This window comes from Pedobacter petrophilus, from assembly GCF_009674725.1.
Classification (GTDB): Bacteria; Bacteroidota; Bacteroidia; order Sphingobacteriales; family Sphingobacteriaceae; genus Pedobacter; species Pedobacter petrophilus.
The window spans coordinates 48,086-69,247 of record NZ_WKKH01000026.1 but is presented as its reverse complement, the minus strand read 5'-3'; the positions used below and the strand labels follow the sequence as shown (position 1 = coordinate 69,247).

The following is a 21,162-nucleotide window of genomic DNA, read 5'->3' as shown; positions in this document are numbered from 1 at the left end:
TTCTTTAATGTTATAGGTTAAAACAACAGGTTAATTCCGGCGAGGATATATCTGCTGCGCGGATAGGCGGCATAGTCAATTCCTGGCGTAAGTGGATTCGACCGGCGGGTGTTCGCCTCCGGATCGTAACCGGTATAACCTGTAATGGTGTATAAATTGTTCACCGTTCCATAAACACGGAGTTTAGAGATGAAACCAGTTCTTTTAATAAATTTTTGAGGTAAGGTATAACCCAACGTAACGTTACTTATTCTCAGGAATGATCCGTTCTCTATGGCATAAGAGGTAAGCGCATAGTTGCCGCCGGTTGGTGTCCACATGGTGGTATTCGCATTCATTGCTGTTAACACGTTTGGATCAGTAACCTTCACGCCATTATTATCAAAATTCTGCCAGCGATCGTTCATTACCGAAAGCAGGTTGTTGTCTTTTACGTTGTATTGAGATGTGAATTCAATCTTATTCGCGTTATACACTTTACTTCCGTAGCTAAAGTTTACAAAAACCGTCATGTCGAAATTTTTATAGGCGAACTGATTATTGAAACCTCCGGTAAATTTCGGCTGAGAAGTTCCGAGAACTGTTCTGTCATCATCGCCAATCGTCATGCTGGTGGCTGACGAAAGTTTTTTAACCTTCATGTCACCGGGCTGCGGCTCACGGTTGCCTAAAAGCACCCGGCTATTGGCTATATTCGGCTTCAAAGTATAGGTGTAAGCACCTGTGGTTGCATTTTGAACATAGCTAAAATCATCTATAGCGTATCGGCCATCAGAAATAAAGCCATAGAACTGGCCAACCGGCTGACCAACTTCTACTTTAAAATCACCTAAACTATTTACCCAGCCCGATTGCGTGATGTAAGAATTTACGCCATTCTGGAGCTCGATAATTTTATTCCTGTTGAAAGAAATGTTAAAACTGGTGGTGTAGTTAAAGTCCTGGGTTTTTATCGCCTGATAATTCAACTGCAACTCGAAACCTTTGTTCTGTGTTTTACCAACGTTTTGTTGCTGGGTAGCATAACCCGTTGTTTGCGGAACATTTGCGTTTAACAGTAAGTTTTTCGTTTTATTATCATAGTAATCTATGCTCAGTGATAATTTGTTTTTGAAAAGGTCGATGTCAATCCCGGCATTGGTAGAAAGGTTGGTTTCCCAGGTGATGTTTGGGTTAGATAAAATATTGCCCGTTGCTGTACCGGAAATTAATCCTGGCTGCACTATATTATCTGCTGTGGCATAACCGCCATTGGTAGAACTGATGTAAAATAACGTTCTAAATAAATCCTGACCGATGCGGTTGTTCCCGGCTGCACCGTAACTCATCCTTACTTTAAAGTTATTTAACCAATCCAGCTCCAGGTCTTTTATAAATTTTTCTTCTGTAACTCTCCAGGCTACCTGTGCAGATGGAAAATAACCCCATTGTTTCCCTTCAGCGAATAAAGACGATGCATCCGTTCTAAAGTTCACAGTAGCCAAATATTTATTTTTGAAAGCGTAAGAAAGCCTGCTAAATAAAGAGAATTGTCTCGTTCCGGAGATTAAAGAAGTTGGTCTGTCCTGGATGGTATTCGGCGGAACCGGGCTCGTAAAAGCGTCATCGGCAGAAATGCCAACAGGGAAAAACTTGGTCACTGTAGTTCTGGAATCAATGTCTACCATGTTAATCTCCTGTCCAACTAAAACATCCAGACTGTGGTTTTTGCCAAGATCTGGTTTATAAGAAAGGGTATTGGTATTGATGAAAGATTTTTGCGAAACAGTATCCAGTTGAATGGCCGGTAACCCGCCATTGTTTCTGGCCACATTACTTACAGGTCCGTTAAACGTATTGATATGTCTGCTCAATCTGTTGTAACCTACTGTACTTTTGAAAGTCAGGTTTTTTAAGATCGAATATTGAGCATAAGCGCTGCTGATCAAATCATTTCTGTAATCATATTTCAATTCCTGACTGGCCAAAGTGATGGGATTAGATAGTCCGGTGGTCAGGTAATCTGCATCGAATAAATCTCCGCTATCACTTCCGCCAGCATAAGGCTGGTATCTTACTGAGTTTCTTAAACGGTTAGTTCCCTGAGAACCAGTAGAAGTGGTACCTACACCATCTACCCGCTGGCGGCTGTAACGTGCATTCAACCCAACTCTTAACTTAGTGGTAAATTTATGGTCTAATCGCACGGAAGCAAATGTTCTTTTGAAACCGGAGTTAAGCATGATTCCGTCTTCACTCGTATTGTTTACCGAAACATTATAAGTGGTTTTAGCCGTGCCTCCGGAGAGATTTAAAACCTGAGTATTGCTAAACGCCTGTCGGCCAAAAACCTTATCCTGCCAATCTATATTTTGAATATTCTTATAAATATCTAAATCTTCAAAGGTGCCATAGCGTTTTGTAAAAGTATCTTTAACATCCTGCGCAGTATTGTTATTGTACAGCTCGTATTGATATTTTACAAACTCGTAAGGGTTCATTACATCAAGTTTATTTACAATTTGTCTGGCACCTGCATATGCATCAAAAGAAATAATGGGTTTGCCTGGTTTACCGCTTTTGGTCGTGATAATCACCACACCGTTTGCCCCACGGCTTCCATAAATGGAGGTTGAGGCCACATCTTTCAGCACATCGATCGACTGGATTTCATTTGGAGATAAGATCGATAAGGCATTCTCTACCTGAATGCCATCTACAATGTATAAAGGTGAATTATCGCCAGTTAAAGAGCTTCCGCCCCGAACTTTAATCACTACCTCCGCACCCGGGCTACCTTCTGTAGTGGTTACCGAAACTCCAGCCAGCTTTCCTGCCAATGCCTGTGCAGCTGTACTCACCGGAAATTGATCAATATCTTTTCCGGAAACAGAAGAAACAGAGCCAGTTAAGGCTTCTTTTCTAACGGAACCATAACCAATGTTTACGGTAACTTCCTGTAAATTGTTCGCATCTTCTTCTAATGTAATGTCTAGCTTAGTCTGGTCTGCCAGTGTAACTACACGGGTTTTATAGCCTACATAAGCAAATGTAATTACTGCACCTTTGCCCGGAACAGCTATTTTATAGCCTCCGTTGGCATCTGTACTCACGCCAGATTTGGAATCTTTTACGGTAACACTTACCCCGACTAAAGCCTGTCCGTCTGCCTTGTCTTTTACGGTTCCGGTAAGTTGTTTATTTTGTGCATGAACGGTTGTAAAACCGAAAAAAAAGAGGAATGATAAAAAGAGTAAAACTCTGCTCATAATGATAAATTATATTAAATACTTGATTAGGCTTTAAGTTGTTGTTCGCAGATAGCGGGAAATACTATTTCGAATTGTTGTTGTTTATTAATATTTGGTTACGTTAGAATAACAATTTTACAAACTAAAAATGGATTGAAACCAGATTTAACTAAAAAAGTGTGCAAACGTTCCCGAAAACGTGTCTTTAACGTTTATTTAATCCCGTTATGAACCCCTGAAAAGAGATATTTTTTGTAACTTGTACGCATCACGAAAAATGAGATTTGAAACTTCTACCATAAAAGATATTGCCAAGGCCTTAGGATTATCTACATCTACCGTTTCCAGAGCCTTGAGAGATCGCTACGAAATTAGCGAAGAGACTAAGAAACTGGTTTTAGCCTATGCTGAAAAGGTTAATTACCGGGCCAATCCAATCGCACGCAGTTTAAAGGAACGCAGGAGTTATTCCATCGGCATTATTGTAAGTGAAATTGCCAATAATTTTTTCTCACAGGTGATCAATGGAATAGAAGCAATCGCTTACGATCGCGGTTACCATGTGATCATTTCTCAAAGTCACGAATCATATAAGCAAGAAAAACTCAATGTAGAGCACTTAGCCTCGCGTTCTATAGATGGCTTGCTGATTGCGCTCTCATCTGAAACACAGGATATTGATTACCTGCGTAATTTGTATGGAAAGGGCTTGCCGATAGTTTTTTTTGATCGTGTGCCCGAAGATTTTGAAACCCATAAGGTTATTGCGAATAATTTTAAAGGTGCTTTTGATGCGACGGAACACCTGATTCTTTCAGGAAAAAGAACGATTGCTCATTTAACAAATTCGGAGAATCTTTCGATCACCAGGGAGAGGTTAAAAGGATATCAGGCTGCATTAGCTAAATATAATATCGGGTTTGAGCCCGAACTGGTGAAGTATTGCCAACATGGAGGGATGCACAGTGCTGAGCTGGAGCAGGCTGTAAAAGAACTTTTGCCGCTCAATCCAGACGGGATTTTTATTTCGAGCGACCGGTTAACAACAGGATGCATTATGGCCATGAAAAAGACCAATCCCGGAGTGGCCCATAAAATTGCCATTGCCGGGTTTACGAACTCGAATTTGGTTGAACTTTTTTCTCCATCGCTTACTTCGGTAAAACAGCCCGCTTTCGAAATGGGGCAGGTGGCAACCGAATTACTGATTTCTATGATCGAAGCCAAGCGGCCAGTGACTGAATTTGAAACCAAAGTTTTAGATACCGAATTGGTGAGGATGCAAAAGCCACTCGGCAACAGGTTTCTGTAAGCTGCATTCCGAAACTCCAAACGCTTAACTCCAAACAAATTCTTACCTTTGCGCTATGGTAGAAATCGTATTAAAAAAGGGGAAAGAAAAAGCGGCATTACAAAGACATCCATGGGTATTTTCCGGAGCTTTAGAAAAAGTTAAAGGCAAACCAGAAGATGGTGATGTAGTTAAAGTTTCTGCTTTTGATGACGAATTTCTCGCTTACGGCTATTATAACAGCAATTCGCGTGTGGCCGTTCGGTTATTGGAATGGGATGAAAGCCAAACCATCGATCAAAGCTGGTATGAAAACAGATTAAAACAAGCCATTGCTTCGCGGAAGTTTATTTTAAGCGATGAAACCAATACCTGCCGTTTAGTTTTCAGTGAAGCCGATTTCCTGCCAGGTTTAATTGTAGATCAGTATGCGGATTTTCTTTCTTTGCAAATTTTAAGTTCAGGGATTGAAAAGGTCAAAACGATTATTGTTGATATTCTAAGAGCGGAATTGCAGCCTAAAGGGATTTTTGATAAAAGTGATGCCACTGCCAGAACGCATGAAGGTTTACCGATTGAAAATGGTTTGCTTTGGGGTGAAAACCCGCCGGAATTTTTAGGCGTTAAAGAAAACGGCATCGCCTATAATATCAATATTGCAGAAGGACAGAAATCTGGGTTTTATTGCGATCAGCGTGATAACAGAAGTATTTTAGCGAGTTATACCAAGGGCAAAAAAGTGCTCGATTGTTTTAGCTACAGTGGGGGTTTTAGTTTAAATAGTTTAGCCAATGGCGCAGCAAGTATTACCAGTGTTGATAGTTCGGCATTAGCCATTGAAACCTTAAAACAGAATGTAGATCTGAATCATTTTGATGCGGCAAAAGTAACCACCATTCAATCTGATGTAAATAAACAACTTCGTGCGTTTAAAGATGCAGGTGAAAAGTTCGATATCATTGTATTAGATCCACCAAAATATGCACCATCCCGTTCGGCTTTGGATCGTGCTGCAAGGGCCTATAAGGATTTGAATCGTTTAGGAATGTTGCTTTTAGAAAAAGGTGGTTTGCTAGCTACTTTCTCCTGCTCAGGTGCGGTTGATATTGATACCTTTAAACAAATTATTGCCTGGGCAGCGCTTGATGCCGGCAAGGAAGTTCAGGTGATTAAACAATTCTGTCAGCCTGAAGATCACCCGGTGAGAATTTCTTTTCCGGAAGGGGAGTATTTGAAAGGTTTGTTGTTGCGTGTACTTTAACTGTTTAGCAAAGCAAATTGTTAATTTCCAGAGATTTTCTTTCGATACTTCGTTTATTAAGCGAAAAGGTTTTTGCACCTCTAAAACTCGGTTATTCTGATGTGATTACGGAAAGTGAAAGTCAGCCCTATTTGGCACACCAGTTTCAACTGGAAAACAAAAGTGTAAAGTTTAGAATGGCGAAAATTACGCCAACAAAAACCGGGCAATTTGTTACCGTTTGGAAAAGAAATGCTCAGGGCATCACTGAACCATTTGAGGTGTCAGACAATTTCGACTTTTATTTTATTGCGGTGAGTAAGGAAGATTGTTTTGGTGTTTTTATTTTTTCAAAAAAAATTCTGTTGGAACATCAAGTTTTATCAAATGGAAAAATTAACGGTAAACGTGGCATTCGGGTTTATCCACCGTGGGATTTAGCAGGCAATAAACAGGCAGAGAAAACACAAAAATGGCAAACACAATGCTTTCTAAAATTGCCATGGAACGAAAATATCGACTTAAAAAAAGCTAAAGAATTATTGCTTATAAACTCGTTTTAATATTAAGAATAAATATCTTCAAAATAACTTACAACGAGCGATTTCATCAGCATTTCCTGCTCCAGCATGGTGTAAGGTGGAATCGCTTTAATCAATTTCCAGTGTGGCCAGCCATCCTGATCCAAACCTTCAAGTTCATAAAAACCCATTTCGCTCAGTAAGCGGCAGGTGGCGATGTGCATTAATTCTTCCTTTTGCCTTTTGCTGTATTTTTTCGGGCCTTTGCCCAATTCCTGCACACCAATAAGAAAAAGTATCACTTTTAAATCCGGGAAATCAGAATCAAACTCCTTCGCAATTTTCTCCTGCAATATTTTCCATTTGGCATTAATCTCCGACGGTTTCATGTTTGCAAAGATAGTGTAAAAAGGTTTATACGCTGGCCGAAAAGGTTGTCAGTTTAACGCAAAACTTTAAACCAGAATCGTACTTTTACGTACAATCACAATCTATGAGTACAAATTCAAATAAAATAATAACAGCTGGATTATTGGCCTATGGCATGTCTGGAAAGGTATTTCATGCCCCGTTTTTGAACGCGCATGATGGATTTGCCTTAAAGGCGATAGTAGAAAGAAGTAAAAAAAACGCAACAAACGATTATCCTGATGTCTTAAGTTATGATCATATGGATGAGTTGCTAAATGATGAAGAAATTGAATTGGTGGTCGTAAATACTCCGAATAACCTTCATTACGAGCATTCGAAATTAGCCCTTCAAAAAGGAAAGCATATTTTAGTAGAAAAGCCATTTACTGCAACTTCAGCACAGGCAAAAGAACTTTTCGAACTTGCAGATGAGGTAGGTAAACAGATTTTATTTTACCAGAACCGCCGTTGGGACAGTGATTTTACCGCTGTTAAAAAAGTTTTAGCTAGTGGTAAGCTGGGCAAACTGAACGAGATGCATTTACGCTACGATCGTTATAGAAATGTAATCGGGCCAAAAGCTTTTAAAGAACAAGCCATTGAGGCCAGTGGATTATTATACGATCTCGGGCCACATCTGCTTGATCAGGTGATCAGCATTTTTGGTAAACCGGAAACCTACCACAAGGTGCTGGGTAAAAATAGAAAAGATACGCTGGTTGATGATTTTTTTGCCATCCAGCTTAATTACCCGGATAGTGTGAATGTATTTGTTACCTCGAGTATGTTGGTTGTGAATCCGCAGGCTGCCTTTGTGTTGCACGGCGTAAAGGGTAGTTTTATTAAAGAAAGAGCCGATGTACAGGAGGAGCAATTGCTCGCTGGCCAAAAACTTACTGATGCTGGTTACGGCATTGAGCCGGATGGAAAGCAGGGCTTACTGACTACAATCGACGAACAGGGTAACAAAACGGAAGAAATAATCGCATCTGAAGTTGGAAGTTATCTGCCCCTCTTTGATGCTGTTTATCAGGCAATTGTTAATGATAAACCCTATCCCGTAACCCGTGAGCATGTGCTCGCACAGCTCGAGATTTTGGAAAGCTAGCATGTAAACAGGCAAAAAGTCAATTTTTTTAAATCTAACCAATGGCCTTACAGCCAACACACGCATATGAATTCTTTACCTTTTGCCTATCTGATTCCTATTTTTCTGATTGTATTATATTTTATCTTACGCAAAAAGAAACCAGCGATAGAACCCTTAACAGACACCGATCGAAAAATTCTGGATGATTATGTAGGCTATTATCATAACCTTGATTCTACAGATAAACTTAAGTTTGAGCAGAAAATTGCGGAGTTTTTCAGTACGGTAAAAATTGAAGGTGTGGGTTTAGACATGACTACGCTTGATGAATTATTAATTGCTTCAAGCGCTGTAATTCCCATCTTCGGTTTTGCCGATTGGCAATACAAAAACCTGGGCAGCGTGTTGCTCTATCCAGACACTTTTAATAAAGATTTTCAATTTGAAGGTGATGAGCGAAACATTGCAGGGATGGTTGGAACAGGCTATATGAACGGACAAATGATTTTATCACGTGCTGCATTGCGTCATGGTTTTTCGAAGAGTGCCGGTAAGGAAAATACAGCCATACATGAGTTTGTGCATCTTTTAGATAAATCTGATGGGGCTACAGATGGGGTGCCGGAAAATCTGATGGGTCATGAATATACTTTGCCCTGGGTAAAGATGATGCATGCAGAAATGGAGAAAATAGAAGATAATAAATCTGATATTAATCCATATGCAATAACCAATGAAGCTGAGTTTTTTGCCGTGGTTTCGGAATATTTCTTCGAAAAACCAGAACTGTTGAAAGATAAACATCCCGATTTGTACCATGCATTGAGCAGAATTTTTGCTCAGCAACCGGTTCAGTAACTGTTATTAATGAATATATTCAAATTACTCCCATTTTTAGCGCTGGTCCTTTTAGGCTTTAGGGCAGATGCCCAGAAAAGCTATGTGTTAAAGCAGGATTTTCCGATCGGCAAGAACTATGATTTTACATTAATTTCTGATCAGATTATCAACCAGCAAATGGCTGGAAAAAAACTTAGTTTAAGCCAGAATATTGGCACCGAATATCGTTTCGATATCCGCAATGGCGAGGGTTCGGAAAAATATATTGAAGTCACTTATAAGCGGATCTTCATGAAATCGAAAGGGATGGGGAACCAGATGGAAATGGATTCAGATGATCCGGATACCACCAAAGAAAATTCTTTTCGGGGAATAAAGGGTGCTACTTTCAATATGGTGATGTTGCCAGATGGTGCAATCAAATCCTTAACAGGAATTGAGCAAATGGTGACGAATATGGTAAGTAAGATGAAGGCTGATTCTACAAAGGCTGCAAACATAAAAGCAAGTTTGAGTCAGCAATTTAACTCAGAAGGGATGAAACACACGTTGGAATCTTCTTTAAAAATTTATCCTGATCACCCGGTTAAAATAGGTGAAAGCTGGACGGTTGATACCAAAATGCAACTCAATATGCCAGTTGAGACCATCACAAAATATACCCTAACAGCGGTAAGGGATGACATTGCCTATTTAAATATTAACGGAAGTTTGCTTTCTAAAGGCAGTTTCCAAAGCATGGGCAATAAGATTGATACGGATTTGACCGGAACAAATATCGGCGATGCAGAGCTGGATCTTAAAACAGGACTGATTTTAAAAAGTCATCTGCGGATAGAATTATCCGGCAAAATGCAAACTGGCGGTGAGCATATTGATTTCGAATTACAGGGGATTAATAAAATTGTGGGTAAGGAAACAGTTGCCTCCGGGTTGAAGTAAAATAAACCTCGCAGGTTGAATCTGCTGATGAAGGGTTTTAAAACCTGCGAGGTTTGGAAAGAACTTTTACAGACTTCCTGTTAATGCTACCAAAAATTCCGTGGGAATTTCAATATGCGGGATATGTCCGCAAGCTTCAAACTCTATAATCTTAGCACCCGGAATTTTCGCTGCGGTCTGTTTACCAAGAAGCCTGTATTGTCCGTGGATGGCCTGTTGATCTGGTGTTAATAATCCTTTTCCCACAATGGTTTTATCTTCTTTGCCAATAAATAAGACGGTTGGTACTTTGATATTTTGAAATTCGTACACTACCGGTTGTTCATAAATCATGGTAAAAGTCAGGGCGGCAACCTGGGCCCAGCGCGGATAATCTGCACTGAAGGTAACGCCACCGGCAATGTTTACCAAATACTCATATTCAGGTTTCCAATACGTAAAATAGGAACCCTGGTAATATTTTCTCACACTTTCTGCGGTGGTTTTAAGTTCTGTTTGATATTGTTGTGCGGTATTTACATAGGGTACAAAAGTTTTGTAGTCTTCCAGTCCGATTGGATTTTCGAGTAACAATTTCTCTGTTTTTTCAGGGAACATCAATGCAAAACGAGTGGCTAACATTCCGCCCATACTATGGCCCAATACTATTGTTTTTTGTACCCCCAGCGTATCCAGTAGTTTTTTGTTCCAGGTAGCGAGCTGGTGGAAACTATAATGAATAAACGGTTTGGAAGATTTTCCGAAGCCAACCTGATCAGGAACAATTACCCTATAGCCTATGGCGGTTAAAGCTTTAATCACATTTCCCCAATAATAGCCGCCAAAATTTTTACCATGAAAAAGAATCGCTGTTTTTCCGTTTGCGGTGCCTGTTGGCGCAACATCCATGTAGGCCATTTTTATATCCTGACCTTCAGTATGAATTGGGAAAAACTTCACTGCATACGGGTATTTTACACTTTCAAGGGTAATGGATAAGGTGTCCGTTTTCTGGGCTTGAGAATAATTTAAAATCAGTAATGAAACGGCAATTAAAAGAAAAAATCTCTTCATGTTTTAAATTTTAGGCTAATATTAGCTGTATAATGGCTAATATAAAGATTGTTTAGGCTTTTGATTAATCAAAAGCCTAAAAATCATGCTCAATTTTTTATGGGTGAAAATGACCATAATAATAAATGGTATTCTGAAATGATACAAACTGTTTTTGGAAAGTTCCTAGTTTAGGAGATTTATAACAAATTAAGGCTATGTCTTCTCCTTTACAAGAGGCTTTAATCAAGCAGATTATAGTTTTATTTAAACATTGTTTTAAGCATGAAAGCCGGCATGCTAACCTTTGTCGAATCAGATAAATCTCCTGTAGACTTAGCAATTTTTATATCTGCTAAGTTAAGAGATGCTTTTCCAGTGGTTTTAACCGATAAAAAATCAATTTTGTATTTATTTTTATTTTGCTCGTCGCCGAAAATATCAATATTTGAATGACCGGTAGAAACAATATTTAAAGATTTGAAGAAAGATTTAGAGGTATTAAAGTTTGATTCATTTAGCTTAACATCAATGTTTTGAATGGTATTGATCTCTCCAAAATTTAAGTCTTCCACTTTTTCTACATTTAAATTTAAGTTGATTATCTTGGTTTCATCGGTAAAGGCTAGATGATTGACATCTTTTGCATTGATATTAATCGTATTGGTTGAAACATTTAAGTTAAATCCTGAAGCCTTTTCAATATTTAGCCGTTTTATATCGTTGGCGTAGATGTAAATGGTTACAGAATACTTGAGCTTTTTTTCTGGATGTGTTAACTTAATTTGTAATGTTTGATTTTTATCTACACTTAAATCATACTGTTCTAATAATCCTATAGGAATTTTAACGCCAGGTTTTTCACTTTTTATAATTTCTACATTAACGTAGGCATTGTTTCCATTACTAAAGTTTATTGTATTAAACTCTGGCAGATTTTTATTTTCATAGCCATCTAAATTTGAGCTTAAGCTGTGATTACCTTTTATTTGTGCCCAAAAAACTTTTTTATCAATGTAATTCATATTTACATTGATAGCGATCACTAAAATTGGAACAATGATCAGCAATGCGGCAAGCGCTATTAACAATTTATTACTTGTTTTCATATTTTCTAGGCGTTAAAATTTTCGTTTACAAAAGTTTCATATTTACTTTTCAACTCTTCGAAACTGATGTTTAACAAGTAAATATTTCTAAATAGAACAGGTAATTCATGATCCATAAAATGTGCTTTTCTAAAGTTTTTTACCTGGTCAATTGCTTTTTCGGTTACAAAAAAACCTATTCCTCTTTTATTACTAATGATGTTTTGCTGCTGCAATAACTCGTAGGTGCGCATAATGGTATTGGGGTTAACCTCCAGTTCAACCGCCATTTCCCTAACAGAAGGTACTTTTTCATCTGCTTTCCATTTTTCAAGCAAAATGTGTTCGCACACATAATCTGCTATTTGTAGGTATATTGCCTTATTATCTCTAAATTCCATATCTATACCTGTTAATGTTAAACTTCTTTTTCTTTAAGGCGAATGTAGGTAATCAGCCATAAGCTGAGTGTGATGGCAGCCGAAACGAGGAATATCCATAATAAGATTTCATCTTTTTGAACCATAACATTTCTCATTACTTTATCGCCAATGAATAAGATACTTGCTTTGTATATCATATAGAATGTAATAGCGCTGAAAATAGCAACGGAAATGGCTGTTTTGATATAATGGAAACGGTTAAAATAGACCGATCCTAAAAGAAATATGCTGATCACCAGGAATGGAATAGGAAAATAACTACTCAAATACGTCAAATAATTTTTATCGCTGGTTACTTGTTTAGAAATACTTTCAACCCCATTTAAATGTGAGTGTTTTGCTGATTCCATTTTGAATTCACTTAAATGGCTGTTTACATATTTTACAAAGCCCAGATCAATGATGTAAAAAATGAGCAGATAGCTAATTACCGCTAAAAAAGCAGTATAAAAAAGAGCACCGGCAAATTTCTCAAAGGTAGAGGCGGGTAACATTAATTCTTGTATGGCTCTTGGTTTTTGCCCTAATATGCTGAAATAACTGCTTGAGGTGATGCTGATGAAAAGGAAGCCCAGGAAAATAAACAGGCCGTACCTGAAGCGCATATCAAGATTACCATCATAATCGAAATTATCTCCAATTGGGGATGGAATGAAATAGCAGTAAAATGAAAAGATCACGGCAACCAGAATAACCAAGGTGAGCAGGTAAACTTTTCCAAAGTCGAGCCATTGTCTTTTTAGCAGTAATCCAAATCGGTTTAAGTTGAATATATTACTCATGAGTGCTTAATTAAAATAAGGTTTGAATTTTGTTTTCTCTGTTAAAATGGCATTAAACAGCAGTTCCATGTCCAGTTTACTGTCTTCCTGATGATAGTTTGGCATTACGGCATGAAAGCCAGAGAGCGATGGTTCAGCATAAATAATGCTGGGATCCATTTCTTTAACTTTCTTAAAGGTGAGCTTTTCTGTAATTTCTTCGATAGAAGCTTGTAGCGCGATGTTGTTCTCATCCAAGATGATTACGGTATCAATCAGATTATCCAAATCCCTCACCTGGTGTGTAGAAATTACAATGCAGCGGTCATCTGTTAGGGCAGAAGCCATAATTTTTCTGAACTGTGTTTTCGAAGGAATATCTAAGCCGTTAGTAGGCTCATCCATAATGATGAGTTTGGCTTGTGTAGCCAAACCAAATGCAATAATCACTTTTTTCTTTTGCCCATAGCTCATATTAGTGAGTTTTTGGCTCACTGGAATATCAAATTCCTTCATCAGATCTGTAAAATAATCATGGTTAAAGTTTTTGTAAAATGGAGCATTGGCTTTGAGGTAAGCATCAATTTTTATGGCAGGTAAATAAAATTCCTCCGGAATAAAACAAATTTGTTCCAGCATGGCCGGTTGCCTGCTGGACGGATCGAAGCCGAACACATCGAGGGTGCCGCTTTTTGCATAAACCAAACCAGCCAGATTTTTTAATAAGCTGGATTTGCCTGCACCATTTTTTCCAAGTAAACCGTAAATATGGCCGGCACTTAGTTGAAAGCTCATATTTTTAAATAATGGCTGGTGCTTGCTATAGCCAAAATTAAGATTGTTAACTTTTATCATACCTACTGTATTAGTTAAATAATACACTAATGTATGGTGGATTTTTTAAACCTCCAAATTTTTTATTTATTTTCTCAACCTTGTTATTTATAACATGTTTGTAAAATGTAGATTTATCTTAACTGCATTAAAACATGATTAATGTGGAGATTGTCTGTTTATATAGTAACGCGATAACAATGGATATAAAATGAGCTTATTTGTTGGGCAGATTAGCAATTGGATTAAGCTTTTTCAGCCATGGTTTAGTCAGGGTGCCAAAACTTTATCTATGTTATTGGCCTGCCTGTCGAATAACAGTTACGCGGTTGATCATCTTATAAAAAAATAATTATGGAATACAGAAAAATAGGAAATTCAGATTTAGAACTTTCAGTAATTACCTTCGGTGCATGGGCTGCAGGCGGCTGGATGTGGGGAAGTACAGATAGAAATGACGCCATAAACGCAATCAAAGCTTCATATGATTTAGGGGTTACCTCTATTGATACGGCTCCGATTTACGGGCAAGGCGATAGTGAAGAAATTGTAGGCGATGCCATTAAAGGAATCTCCAGGGATAAACTTCAAATTGTAACTAAGTTTGGAATGCGCTGGGATTTAGCTAAAGGTGACTTTGGTTTCAAAAGTAAAAACAACGAAGGGAAAGATATTGATATTTATAAATATGCCAGTAAAGAAAGCGTAATTTATGAATGTGAGCAATCTTTGAAACGTTTAGGTACAGATTATATCGACTTATATCAAATCCATTGGCCGGATGTAACCACGCCAATCAGCGAAACCTTCGAAGCCGTAAGTAAGTTAATTGAACAGGGAAAAGTTCGTTATGCGGGAGTTTGTAACTATAGCGCAGCACAATTAAAAGAAGCAGATCAAACTATAGAAATCGTCTCTAATCAAATTCCATTCAGTATGATTAATCGTGCTGTGGAAGATGAAACGGTACCTTATTGTATTGATAACAATAAATCAGTTTTGGCCTATAGCCCGATGGAACGTGGATTGCTTACCGGTAAAATTACGCCAGATTATAAATTTGAAGAAGGTGATCACCGGAAGGATGTAAAGTTCTTTTCGGCAGAGAATATTGAAAAAACTAATGCCTTTTTAGCTAAGATCAAACCTTTGGCTGAGGAAAAAAATGCATCACTTTCTCAATTGGTTTTAAGGTGGACGGTAGAACGCCCTGGAATTACCATTGCTTTAGTGGGGGCCAGAAATGCCAAACAATCCGTACAAAATGCGGAAGCCATTAATGTAAAATTATCTGCAGATGAAATTCAGTTCATTAACACCGAATTGAAAAATGCAGGTTTTTAATCAAGATTAGTTAGTCAGCGGTTATCAAAGGCATGTTAAAGTAGCAATTGTTTTTGAAAATCCCAGATGAGAATCGATAATATACATATATCAATAAAATAAAAACATGTCAAAATTATTCTCTCCTTTAACCTTAAAGGATGTTACTTTAAAAAATAGAATTGTAATCTCACCAATGTGCCAATACTCAGCCGTAGACGGATTCGCGAACGACTGGCATTTGGTTCACCTGGGGAGCAGAGCGGTAGGTGGAGCAGGTTTGATCATTCAGGAGGCATCGGCAGTAACGCCGGAAGGCCGGATTACTTATGGAGATTTAGGAATCTGGAAAGATGAACATGTAGAAAAACTAAAGCAAATCGTTTCCTTTATCCATGAAAATGGTGCTATTGCTGGCATCCAGTTAGCACATGCAGGTAGGAAAGCAAGTTGCGAATTACCATGGAATGGTGGCGAACAAATTGCTTCGGGCGAAAACAGCTGGAAACCGGTAGGCCCTTCGTCAATTCCTTTTAAACAAGGTCAGGTAGAACCACAGGAACTAAGCATTCCTGAAATTCAGGAAATCGTTTTTGCTTTCAGATCAGCAGCAAAACGGGCCTTGGATGCAGGCTATAAAGTGGTAGAAATTCATGCGGCACACGGCTACCTGTTGCATGAATTCTTTAGTCCGTTAAGCAATAAACGTACAGATGTATATGGTGGGAGTTTTGAAAACCGCATTCGTTTGGTAATCGATGTGGTGGAAGCAGTACAATCTGTGTGGCCGGAAACGTTGCCGTTATTTGTGCGGATTTCTGCAACAGACTGGACAGAAAATGGTTGGAATGAAAATGATTCTATCCAATTGGCTGCAGTATTAAAAGATAGGGGAGTAGATTTAATAGATGCATCTTCTGGTGGAAATGTACCAGATGCGTTTATTCCTGCCGGACCAAATTATCAGGTGCCGTTTGCAGACAAAATCAGAAATGAAATTGGGATTTACACTGGCGCTGTTGGCGTAATCGTAGATGCAAAACAAGCAGAAGAAATTCTGCAGGAAGGCAAAGCGGATTTAATCTTCATCGCCAGAGAATCTCTTAGAGATGCTTATTTCCCTACACATGCTGCACAAGTATTAGGCGATGATATAGAATGGCCGAATCAATATGTAAGGGCGAAAAGAGAAACTTTTAAGAAATAGGTTCTTGAGTGTGGCGGTTTAATAAATAGTGCCATATAATAGCTTTGACAACTTTTATGGGCAACTACTAGCTATAAACAATGGTCATATCAAAAAAAGAGTTGTCAACCTTAATAGCAAATGCAGCTATAAAGTTGACAACTCTTAAAATGAAATCTTTTAAGCTAGGTTTCTATAGTCATACCTCGCTATAACGATTACCAATTATTATGGCTTTCGCTACGTGCCAATCTAGAAACGATCAACGAAAAACGCTTATCCTATTTCGCCACTATAAACGGTACATACAATCCGAAAGTAATATTTCTTCCTGTATTGTAAACCCCTAAGTTTGGATCTTCAGAACTTAAACGTCCTGGTTTATATCTGCTCAAGGCATCATAATATTTCTGATTCAATAGGTTATTTCCAGATACGGATAATTTAACCGGTTGTTTACCTAAATTGAATGTTGCGCCAATGCCAGCGTTTAACAAAGTATAGCCACTGGTTGGCGTTTCAAAGGTGTTATCTACACGCGTTTGTTTAAAGGCAGAGTTGATGCCAACGGAAAGATAAGCATCATTGGTTCCTTTAAATTTAGGCTCAAAACGAAGTTCGTTTCTTAAGGTACCTGCCGGGATGAATGCCAAAGGTCTGTCTAAACTATTATTGTGTGCATGAACGTATCCGAAGGTATTTTCAAAGTGAATAAACGAAACCGGGTGGATGGTTAAGCTTGCTTCTGCACCATATAAGTTAGCATTTACCTGACCATAACGATAAACACGATATTGGTTACCTTCTGAAATAGTCGTTTCACCATTATTTGATGCGTAAATGAAATTATGGATATAGTTATTGTAAACACTTGCACTTGCACTAATGATTTTACCTTCATATTCTAAGGCGGCATCTACCTGGTAACTGCGCTCCGGACTTAAATTCGGATTCCCAATTTCGTATCGGAAAGTACCTTCATGTACGCCATTTGAAGCCAGTTCTGCCGGATTCGGTGCCCGGAAAGCCGAACCTGCATTTGCCTTGAAGTTTAACTCCTCATTAAATTGATGGGTAAAACCTAAAGCACCACTTACGTTAGAAAACTTATTTTGGAAAGGTGCAAAACGTTCTTCATCATCTACAAACAATTGTTTGCCGTTGTTTTTACGGTAATCGTAACGGGCACCAATGCTTAAGGTATTGCTTTCCCAGTTCTTTTTCACGTAAGCAAAAGCACCGATACCATAAGTGTTGTAATTGGGGATTAAGAACTCGTCATCTGCTTTATTTTGACTACGGCCAGCATCGGCACTTACGCCGAAAACAGGCTGCCAGCCATCCATTTCATGCAGGTAATATTTCAAATCCCCATTATATGTTTTCAGGTCGAAGAATAATGAAGGGCTTGGTCCGTCTTCCAACTCGCGACGTTGATTTTGCTGGTAACCGAAATCTGCTTTCAAATTGCCATTGCCCAGAATAAAGTTGTTATTTAATGCAATTTTAAAATGTCTGATGTCCTGACGAGGGTATTCCAGGCTGCGGCTTTTAAATTCTGAGTTTAAAAACGGATCGCCGTCTTCCTTTACAAAGTTTCCATTCGCATCTAAACTCGGATCGTAAAAACCAATGTTATTGCGGAAACTGGAAACGTTTAAATGAGAATATCCCCAGCTTTTATTTAAGCCAACCATACCACTTAAATCGGTTTCATTAAATCCTGAATTTGGAAAATATCCCGTAGGGGTTTTAAAAGAATAAGCATTTTTATAAGTTCCACGGGCTCTCCAAACAAAACCATTTTCATTGCCGGTAAGCATTAAAGAGTTTGCCGTTAAGCCATTATTAGTAGAGTAGTTGGTAATCAATTCACCTTTCACCTGGCCATCTGGCGCCGTGCTTGGTTCTAATAAATTGATTACGCCGCCTAGTGCATCCGATCCATAAATTAAAGAAGCCGCACCCCTCAACACTTCAACGCGGTCTGATTTAAACTGATCAATCTCAATTCCATGCTCATCTCCCCATTGTTGTCCTTGTTGTTTAATTCCATCATCTAAAGTTACAATACGGTTGTAGCCTAAACCCCTGATTACTGGTTTTGAAATTGATGGTCCGGTGGTGATTTGTGATACACCCGGAATTCTGGTCAATGCATCAATCAGATTAGTAGATGGTGCCAGCAACTGGTCCTTTCCAATCACTGTGGATGATGCACTGTTTCGTTTGCTCGTGCTACTGATCATACTTCCCGTAATCACCACTTCTCTTGTTTCTATAGCAGTAGGCTGCAAGGCGAAAGTGATGTTAGGTGGCGTTGCGAAATTTACAATTTGAGTAGCTGTTTTATAGCCGATATAATGCACTTCCATTAAATAACTGCCTTTCGATGGCAGGTTATTTATGGTAAATTCTCCATCATTATTCGTTACTGCTGTAACCTTTAAATCGGGAATATAAATTGTTGCGCCCGCTAATGCCTGATTGTTGCTGGCATCAATTACTTTTCCTGTGATGTCTTTTAAAGCAGTTGCAAAAGCAGTGCTGCTTATTAATGTATAGATAATCATTAAGCGGATTAGCTGTAATTTTTTCATTTGTTGTATTTTAATGTTTAAACATGATGAATCCTGCGATTTTTTTCAATCAGAGCAACCTCATCACGATAGTAAATTGTAGTGAAAAGAAATAACCTGGTGGAACTTTTACAAGCATCACAGGTATGAATAGAAAAAACGAGGTGATAACCTCTAAAAAGACTTAGGCTAAAGGAGGGCCACGGAGACTGGTACTGAGTAACCTGGTGTAGGAACTTTTTAAAACAGGTGCTTTCTGGCTAAAAATGGTTACAGAAAGAAAAATCCGGTATATGTTATGAATTTGCACGTAGTCTTTTTCAAAACTGGCATTACAAATTAAACAGTTATCACCATGGGCTTCTACATGAGTAACATGATGACAATTAATTTCTTTCTTTGGAATTGGAATTTCCCGGTGGTGATGTAAAACACTCCAGGGCGTTAAAGCAATAGCAAACGTTAACAGCATAAATGCTGAAAAATATTTCCTGATATTTTGCTGATGCTTTTTCAATGGGTCAAAAGTAGTAATTATTAGTTATAAACTTCATCTTTGGAAAGTAACATTGCTTATATCGTATTTGCAACTTCAAAAATTTATTAATCTAAGGTTTGCTACATGAAATGGCTCAAAAGAAATAGTATTAACATTGGAATTTTAACCTTACTATTGGTAATGATCCTGATTCCGGATGCAAAAGCAACTTTAATCCGGGGATTAATGACTATTGGATTCTTTAAGCCCAATGTAGAGGAGGTAGCTTCAGGTGAGTCAGACCTCAGTGGGCTTAAATTTAAAGATGTAAAAGGTAATGTTGTAGATCTGGGTGATTTAAAAGGGAAAGTTGTTTTTCTTAACTTTTGGGCTACCTGGTGTCCACCGTGTAGGGCAGAAATGCCATCACTAAAACAAATTGTATTCACAATTTAAAGATGATGATGGCGTAGTATTCATCTTTGCAGATGCAGATGGTGAACTTTTAAAATCCAGCAAATTCATGACCGGCCGTAAATATGAAATGCCGGTTTATAAGGTAGAAAGCAACATTCCGGAACAAATATTCGCGGGCGCCTTACCCACCACAGTTATTTTTGATAAACGAGGCCGGTTATCCTTCAAACACGAAGGGGTGGCGAATTATGCTGATCAGAAAATGGCAGATTTTATCCAAAAATTGAAGATAACCAACTAGTTTCTATCAACAAACGGATTGTTTGCCTTTTATCCTTCAACTGCAAAGAAAAAATAAGTCTTTAATTTATGTAGTTGACTACGTATATTTGTGGAATAATATTTTTACTATGCAAAGCGAATTTAAAATTGAACGGTTAAGCAATCAATCCTGCAAAGAGATTATTGAGGTTATTTTACCCATCCAGCAAATAGAGTTTAATGTAGCTATAGATTTAGCTGCCCAACCTGATTTACTGGACATTGAAAAATATTATGATGGTTCTGGCGGAGCATTTTGGGGAGCTAAGCGCGATGGCGAACTTATCGGTACAATAGGCCTTATTGCCGCTGCTGAGCATGAATCGGCAACAATTAGAAAGATGTTTGTGAAAAAAGAATTCCGCGGTAAGGAATTGGGCATAGCACAAGTGTTGTTAGAAACCCTTTTAGCTTATTGCCGGGCTGAACATTTAAATAAAGTATATTTGGGTACCAAGGACATATTACAGGCTGCATGCCGTTTTTATGAGCGTAATGGTTTTAAGCAAATTGCAGCAGAAGATTTACCTGTTTATTTTCCACGGATGGCTGTAGATAATGTTTTTTATAACCTGGATTTAAAATCTTTGTAATGGAACAAAATGTAATTGATGCTTCTGGTTTGCTGGCCATTTCTACGCGTTTGCAGCGACTAAGTGATCAAATCCGTAAAGATGGTTTATTGATTTATAAAGCATTTGGCATCGATTTTCAACCGAAATGGTTCCCTGTGCTTTATACGCTGTATAAAAAATCGACCATGAGTGTCGTTTCCCTTTCCGATGAAATTGGCTACGCACATCCTTCCACGATTAGCTTATTGAAAGAATTAGAGAAGGAAAAATTGATTCGATCTACAAAAGATAAAATAGATACGCGCAAACGATTGATTGAACTTACAGAAAAAGGAAAGGAACTTCTTGCCAATATGGAGCCTGTTTGGGAAGTGATTATCAAGGCTACAGCAGAGATTACCAATACGGAAAATAACCTGATGAAAGCCATAAATGAAGTAGAAGCAACCTTAAAAGAAAAAAGCTTTTTGCACAGGGCGGAGGCTTACCGCAAATAGGGGAAGAGAAAGGAGTGATTTCGAAGCTAATTGATTTTAATGGCTGGGATGGTTAACCAATCA

At 38.3% G+C, this 21,162-nt stretch carries 21 protein-coding genes; 12 read left to right on the top strand and 9 right to left on the bottom strand.

The genetic code is table 11. The features are described 5' to 3' along the window. Positions 1-17: 17 nt before the first annotated feature. Entirely contained in the window at positions 18-3,248 is a 3,231-nt protein-coding gene (locus GJU39_RS15765) for a SusC/RagA family TonB-linked outer membrane protein (protein ID WP_154281947.1), read from the bottom strand. A gap of 259 nt (positions 3,249-3,507) precedes the next feature. On the opposite strand from GJU39_RS15765, the gene GJU39_RS15760 reads away from it, so the two are divergent. From GJU39_RS15760 to GJU39_RS15750, 3 genes are read left to right on the top strand one after another with little or no spacing between them, the layout of a single operon-like run. Beyond that, entirely contained in the window at positions 3,508-4,542 is a 1,035-nt protein-coding gene (locus tag GJU39_RS15760; protein WP_154281946.1) for a LacI family DNA-binding transcriptional regulator, read from the top strand. A 55-nt stretch (positions 4,543-4,597) separates the two neighbouring features. Further along, positions 4,598-5,782 (top strand): class I SAM-dependent rRNA methyltransferase, encoded by a 1,185-nt coding sequence (locus GJU39_RS15755; RefSeq protein ID WP_154281945.1) that lies wholly within the window; start codon positions 4,598-4,600, stop codon positions 5,780-5,782. Positions 5,783-5,799: 17 nt separating this feature from the next. Beyond that, positions 5,800-6,324: a MepB family protein gene (locus GJU39_RS15750; RefSeq protein ID WP_154281944.1), complete on the top strand. Its 525-nt coding sequence runs from the start codon at positions 5,800-5,802 to the stop codon at positions 6,322-6,324. Positions 6,325-6,326: 2 nt separating this feature from the next. Here GJU39_RS15750 and GJU39_RS15745 read toward each other — a convergent pair whose 3' ends face one another. Next, entirely contained in the window at positions 6,327-6,671 is a 345-nt protein-coding gene (locus GJU39_RS15745; RefSeq protein ID WP_154281943.1) for a hypothetical protein, read from the bottom strand. A 104-nt stretch (positions 6,672-6,775) separates the two neighbouring features. On the opposite strand from GJU39_RS15745, the gene GJU39_RS15740 reads away from it, so the two are divergent. The 3 genes from GJU39_RS15740 to GJU39_RS15730 all read left to right on the top strand — a co-directional run bounded on the left by GJU39_RS15740 (position 6,776) and on the right by GJU39_RS15730 (position 9,565). Then, positions 6,776-7,801: a Gfo/Idh/MocA family oxidoreductase gene (locus tag GJU39_RS15740; protein ID WP_154281942.1), complete on the top strand. Its 1,026-nt coding sequence runs from the start codon at positions 6,776-6,778 to the stop codon at positions 7,799-7,801. A 66-nt stretch (positions 7,802-7,867) separates the two neighbouring features. Further along, positions 7,868-8,641 (top strand): M90 family metallopeptidase, encoded by a 774-nt coding sequence (locus GJU39_RS15735; protein WP_154281941.1) that lies wholly within the window; start codon positions 7,868-7,870, stop codon positions 8,639-8,641. Positions 8,642-8,650: 9 nt separating this feature from the next. Then, positions 8,651-9,565, top strand: coding sequence for a DUF6263 family protein (locus GJU39_RS15730; RefSeq protein WP_154281940.1), 915 nt, complete (start codon positions 8,651-8,653; stop codon positions 9,563-9,565). A gap of 66 nt (positions 9,566-9,631) precedes the next feature. Here the strand turns inward: GJU39_RS15730 and GJU39_RS15725 are convergent, their stop codons facing one another. The 5 genes from GJU39_RS15725 to GJU39_RS15705 all read right to left on the bottom strand — a co-directional run bounded on the left by GJU39_RS15725 (position 9,632) and on the right by GJU39_RS15705 (position 13,684). Then, entirely contained in the window at positions 9,632-10,618 is a 987-nt protein-coding gene (locus GJU39_RS15725) for an alpha/beta fold hydrolase (protein WP_154281939.1), read from the bottom strand. 242 nt (positions 10,619-10,860) lie between these two features. Further along, positions 10,861-11,622: a hypothetical protein gene (locus tag GJU39_RS15720; RefSeq protein ID WP_154281938.1), complete on the bottom strand. Its 762-nt coding sequence runs from the start codon at positions 11,620-11,622 to the stop codon at positions 10,861-10,863. Between the two features lie 89 nt (positions 11,623-11,711). Continuing rightward, entirely contained in the window at positions 11,712-12,086 is a 375-nt protein-coding gene (locus tag GJU39_RS15715) for a GntR family transcriptional regulator (protein ID WP_154281937.1), read from the bottom strand. A 17-nt stretch (positions 12,087-12,103) separates the two neighbouring features. Further along, positions 12,104-12,910: a hypothetical protein gene (locus tag GJU39_RS15710; RefSeq protein ID WP_154281936.1), complete on the bottom strand. Its 807-nt coding sequence runs from the start codon at positions 12,908-12,910 to the stop codon at positions 12,104-12,106. Between the two features lie 6 nt (positions 12,911-12,916). Then, entirely contained in the window at positions 12,917-13,684 is a 768-nt protein-coding gene (locus GJU39_RS15705; protein ID WP_245227941.1) for an ABC transporter ATP-binding protein, read from the bottom strand. A gap of 393 nt (positions 13,685-14,077) precedes the next feature. On the opposite strand from GJU39_RS15705, the gene GJU39_RS15700 reads away from it, so the two are divergent. Together GJU39_RS15700 and namA are read left to right on the top strand one after the other, a co-directional pair. Then, positions 14,078-15,067 (top strand): aldo/keto reductase, encoded by a 990-nt coding sequence (locus GJU39_RS15700; RefSeq protein ID WP_154281934.1) that lies wholly within the window; start codon positions 14,078-14,080, stop codon positions 15,065-15,067. A gap of 106 nt (positions 15,068-15,173) precedes the next feature. Next, entirely contained in the window at positions 15,174-16,253 is a 1,080-nt protein-coding gene (gene namA, locus GJU39_RS15695; protein WP_154281933.1) for an NADPH dehydrogenase NamA, read from the top strand. 260 nt (positions 16,254-16,513) lie between these two features. On the opposite strand, the gene GJU39_RS15690 is transcribed toward namA, so the two are convergent. Both GJU39_RS15690 and GJU39_RS15685 read right to left on the bottom strand, forming a co-directional pair. After that, positions 16,514-18,832, bottom strand: coding sequence for a TonB-dependent receptor (locus GJU39_RS15690; protein ID WP_154281932.1), 2,319 nt, complete (start codon positions 18,830-18,832; stop codon positions 16,514-16,516). A 163-nt stretch (positions 18,833-18,995) separates the two neighbouring features. Then, positions 18,996-19,328 carry a hypothetical protein gene (locus tag GJU39_RS15685; RefSeq protein ID WP_154281931.1) on the bottom strand — a complete coding sequence of 111 codons (333 nt, stop codon included), beginning with the start codon at positions 19,326-19,328 and terminating at the stop codon, positions 18,996-18,998. A gap of 105 nt (positions 19,329-19,433) precedes the next feature. Here GJU39_RS15685 and GJU39_RS23930 point away from each other — a divergent pair, with 105 nt between their 5' ends. The 4 genes from GJU39_RS23930 (at position 19,434) to GJU39_RS15670 (ending at position 21,099) form a co-directional block, all read left to right on the top strand. Next, entirely contained in the window at positions 19,434-19,745 is a 312-nt protein-coding gene (locus GJU39_RS23930) for a TlpA family protein disulfide reductase (RefSeq protein ID WP_245227940.1), read from the top strand. Continuing rightward, positions 19,729-20,007 (top strand): TlpA family protein disulfide reductase, encoded by a 279-nt coding sequence (locus tag GJU39_RS23925; protein WP_245227938.1) that lies wholly within the window; start codon positions 19,729-19,731, stop codon positions 20,005-20,007. The genes GJU39_RS23930 and GJU39_RS23925 overlap by 17 nt, the downstream gene beginning before the upstream one ends. Positions 20,008-20,116: 109 nt before the next feature. Continuing rightward, complete coding sequence (locus GJU39_RS15675; protein WP_154281930.1) at positions 20,117-20,620, top strand: GNAT family N-acetyltransferase; 504 nt, start codon at positions 20,117-20,119, stop codon at positions 20,618-20,620. Beyond that, positions 20,620-21,099 carry a MarR family winged helix-turn-helix transcriptional regulator gene (locus GJU39_RS15670; protein ID WP_154281929.1) on the top strand — a complete coding sequence of 160 codons (480 nt, stop codon included), beginning with the start codon at positions 20,620-20,622 and terminating at the stop codon, positions 21,097-21,099. The genes GJU39_RS15675 and GJU39_RS15670 overlap by 1 nt, the downstream gene beginning before the upstream one ends. Positions 21,100-21,162: the final 63 nt, after the last annotated feature.

Coding starts and splice junctions, on each gene's coding strand:
- GJU39_RS23930 (WP_245227940.1), top strand. CDS start 19,434: ATGAAATGGCTCAAAAGAAATAGTATTAACATTGGAATTTTAACCTTA.
- GJU39_RS15745 (WP_154281943.1), bottom strand. CDS start 6,671: ATGAAACCGTCGGAGATTAATGCCAAATGGAAAATATTGCAGGAGAAA.
- GJU39_RS15715 (WP_154281937.1), bottom strand. CDS start 12,086: ATGGAATTTAGAGATAATAAGGCAATATACCTACAAATAGCAGATTAT.
- GJU39_RS15735 (WP_154281941.1), top strand. CDS start 7,868: ATGAATTCTTTACCTTTTGCCTATCTGATTCCTATTTTTCTGATTGTA.
- GJU39_RS15765 (WP_154281947.1), bottom strand. CDS start 3,248: ATGAGCAGAGTTTTACTCTTTTTATCATTCCTCTTTTTTTTCGGTTTT.
- GJU39_RS15690 (WP_154281932.1), bottom strand. CDS start 18,832: ATGAAAAAATTACAGCTAATCCGCTTAATGATTATCTATACATTAATA.
- namA (WP_154281933.1), top strand. CDS start 15,174: ATGTCAAAATTATTCTCTCCTTTAACCTTAAAGGATGTTACTTTAAAA.
- GJU39_RS15710 (WP_154281936.1), bottom strand. CDS start 12,910: ATGAGTAATATATTCAACTTAAACCGATTTGGATTACTGCTAAAAAGA.
- GJU39_RS15705 (WP_245227941.1), bottom strand. CDS start 13,684: ATGAGCTTTCAACTAAGTGCCGGCCATATTTACGGTTTACTTGGAAAA.
- GJU39_RS15760 (WP_154281946.1), top strand. CDS start 3,508: ATGAGATTTGAAACTTCTACCATAAAAGATATTGCCAAGGCCTTAGGA.
- GJU39_RS15720 (WP_154281938.1), bottom strand. CDS start 11,622: ATGAATTACATTGATAAAAAAGTTTTTTGGGCACAAATAAAAGGTAAT.
- GJU39_RS15675 (WP_154281930.1), top strand. CDS start 20,117: ATGCAAAGCGAATTTAAAATTGAACGGTTAAGCAATCAATCCTGCAAA.
- GJU39_RS15725 (WP_154281939.1), bottom strand. CDS start 10,618: ATGAAGAGATTTTTTCTTTTAATTGCCGTTTCATTACTGATTTTAAAT.
- GJU39_RS15730 (WP_154281940.1), top strand. CDS start 8,651: ATGAATATATTCAAATTACTCCCATTTTTAGCGCTGGTCCTTTTAGGC.
- GJU39_RS15700 (WP_154281934.1), top strand. CDS start 14,078: ATGGAATACAGAAAAATAGGAAATTCAGATTTAGAACTTTCAGTAATT.
- GJU39_RS15670 (WP_154281929.1), top strand. CDS start 20,620: ATGGAACAAAATGTAATTGATGCTTCTGGTTTGCTGGCCATTTCTACG.
- GJU39_RS15740 (WP_154281942.1), top strand. CDS start 6,776: ATGAGTACAAATTCAAATAAAATAATAACAGCTGGATTATTGGCCTAT.
- GJU39_RS15755 (WP_154281945.1), top strand. CDS start 4,598: ATGGTAGAAATCGTATTAAAAAAGGGGAAAGAAAAAGCGGCATTACAA.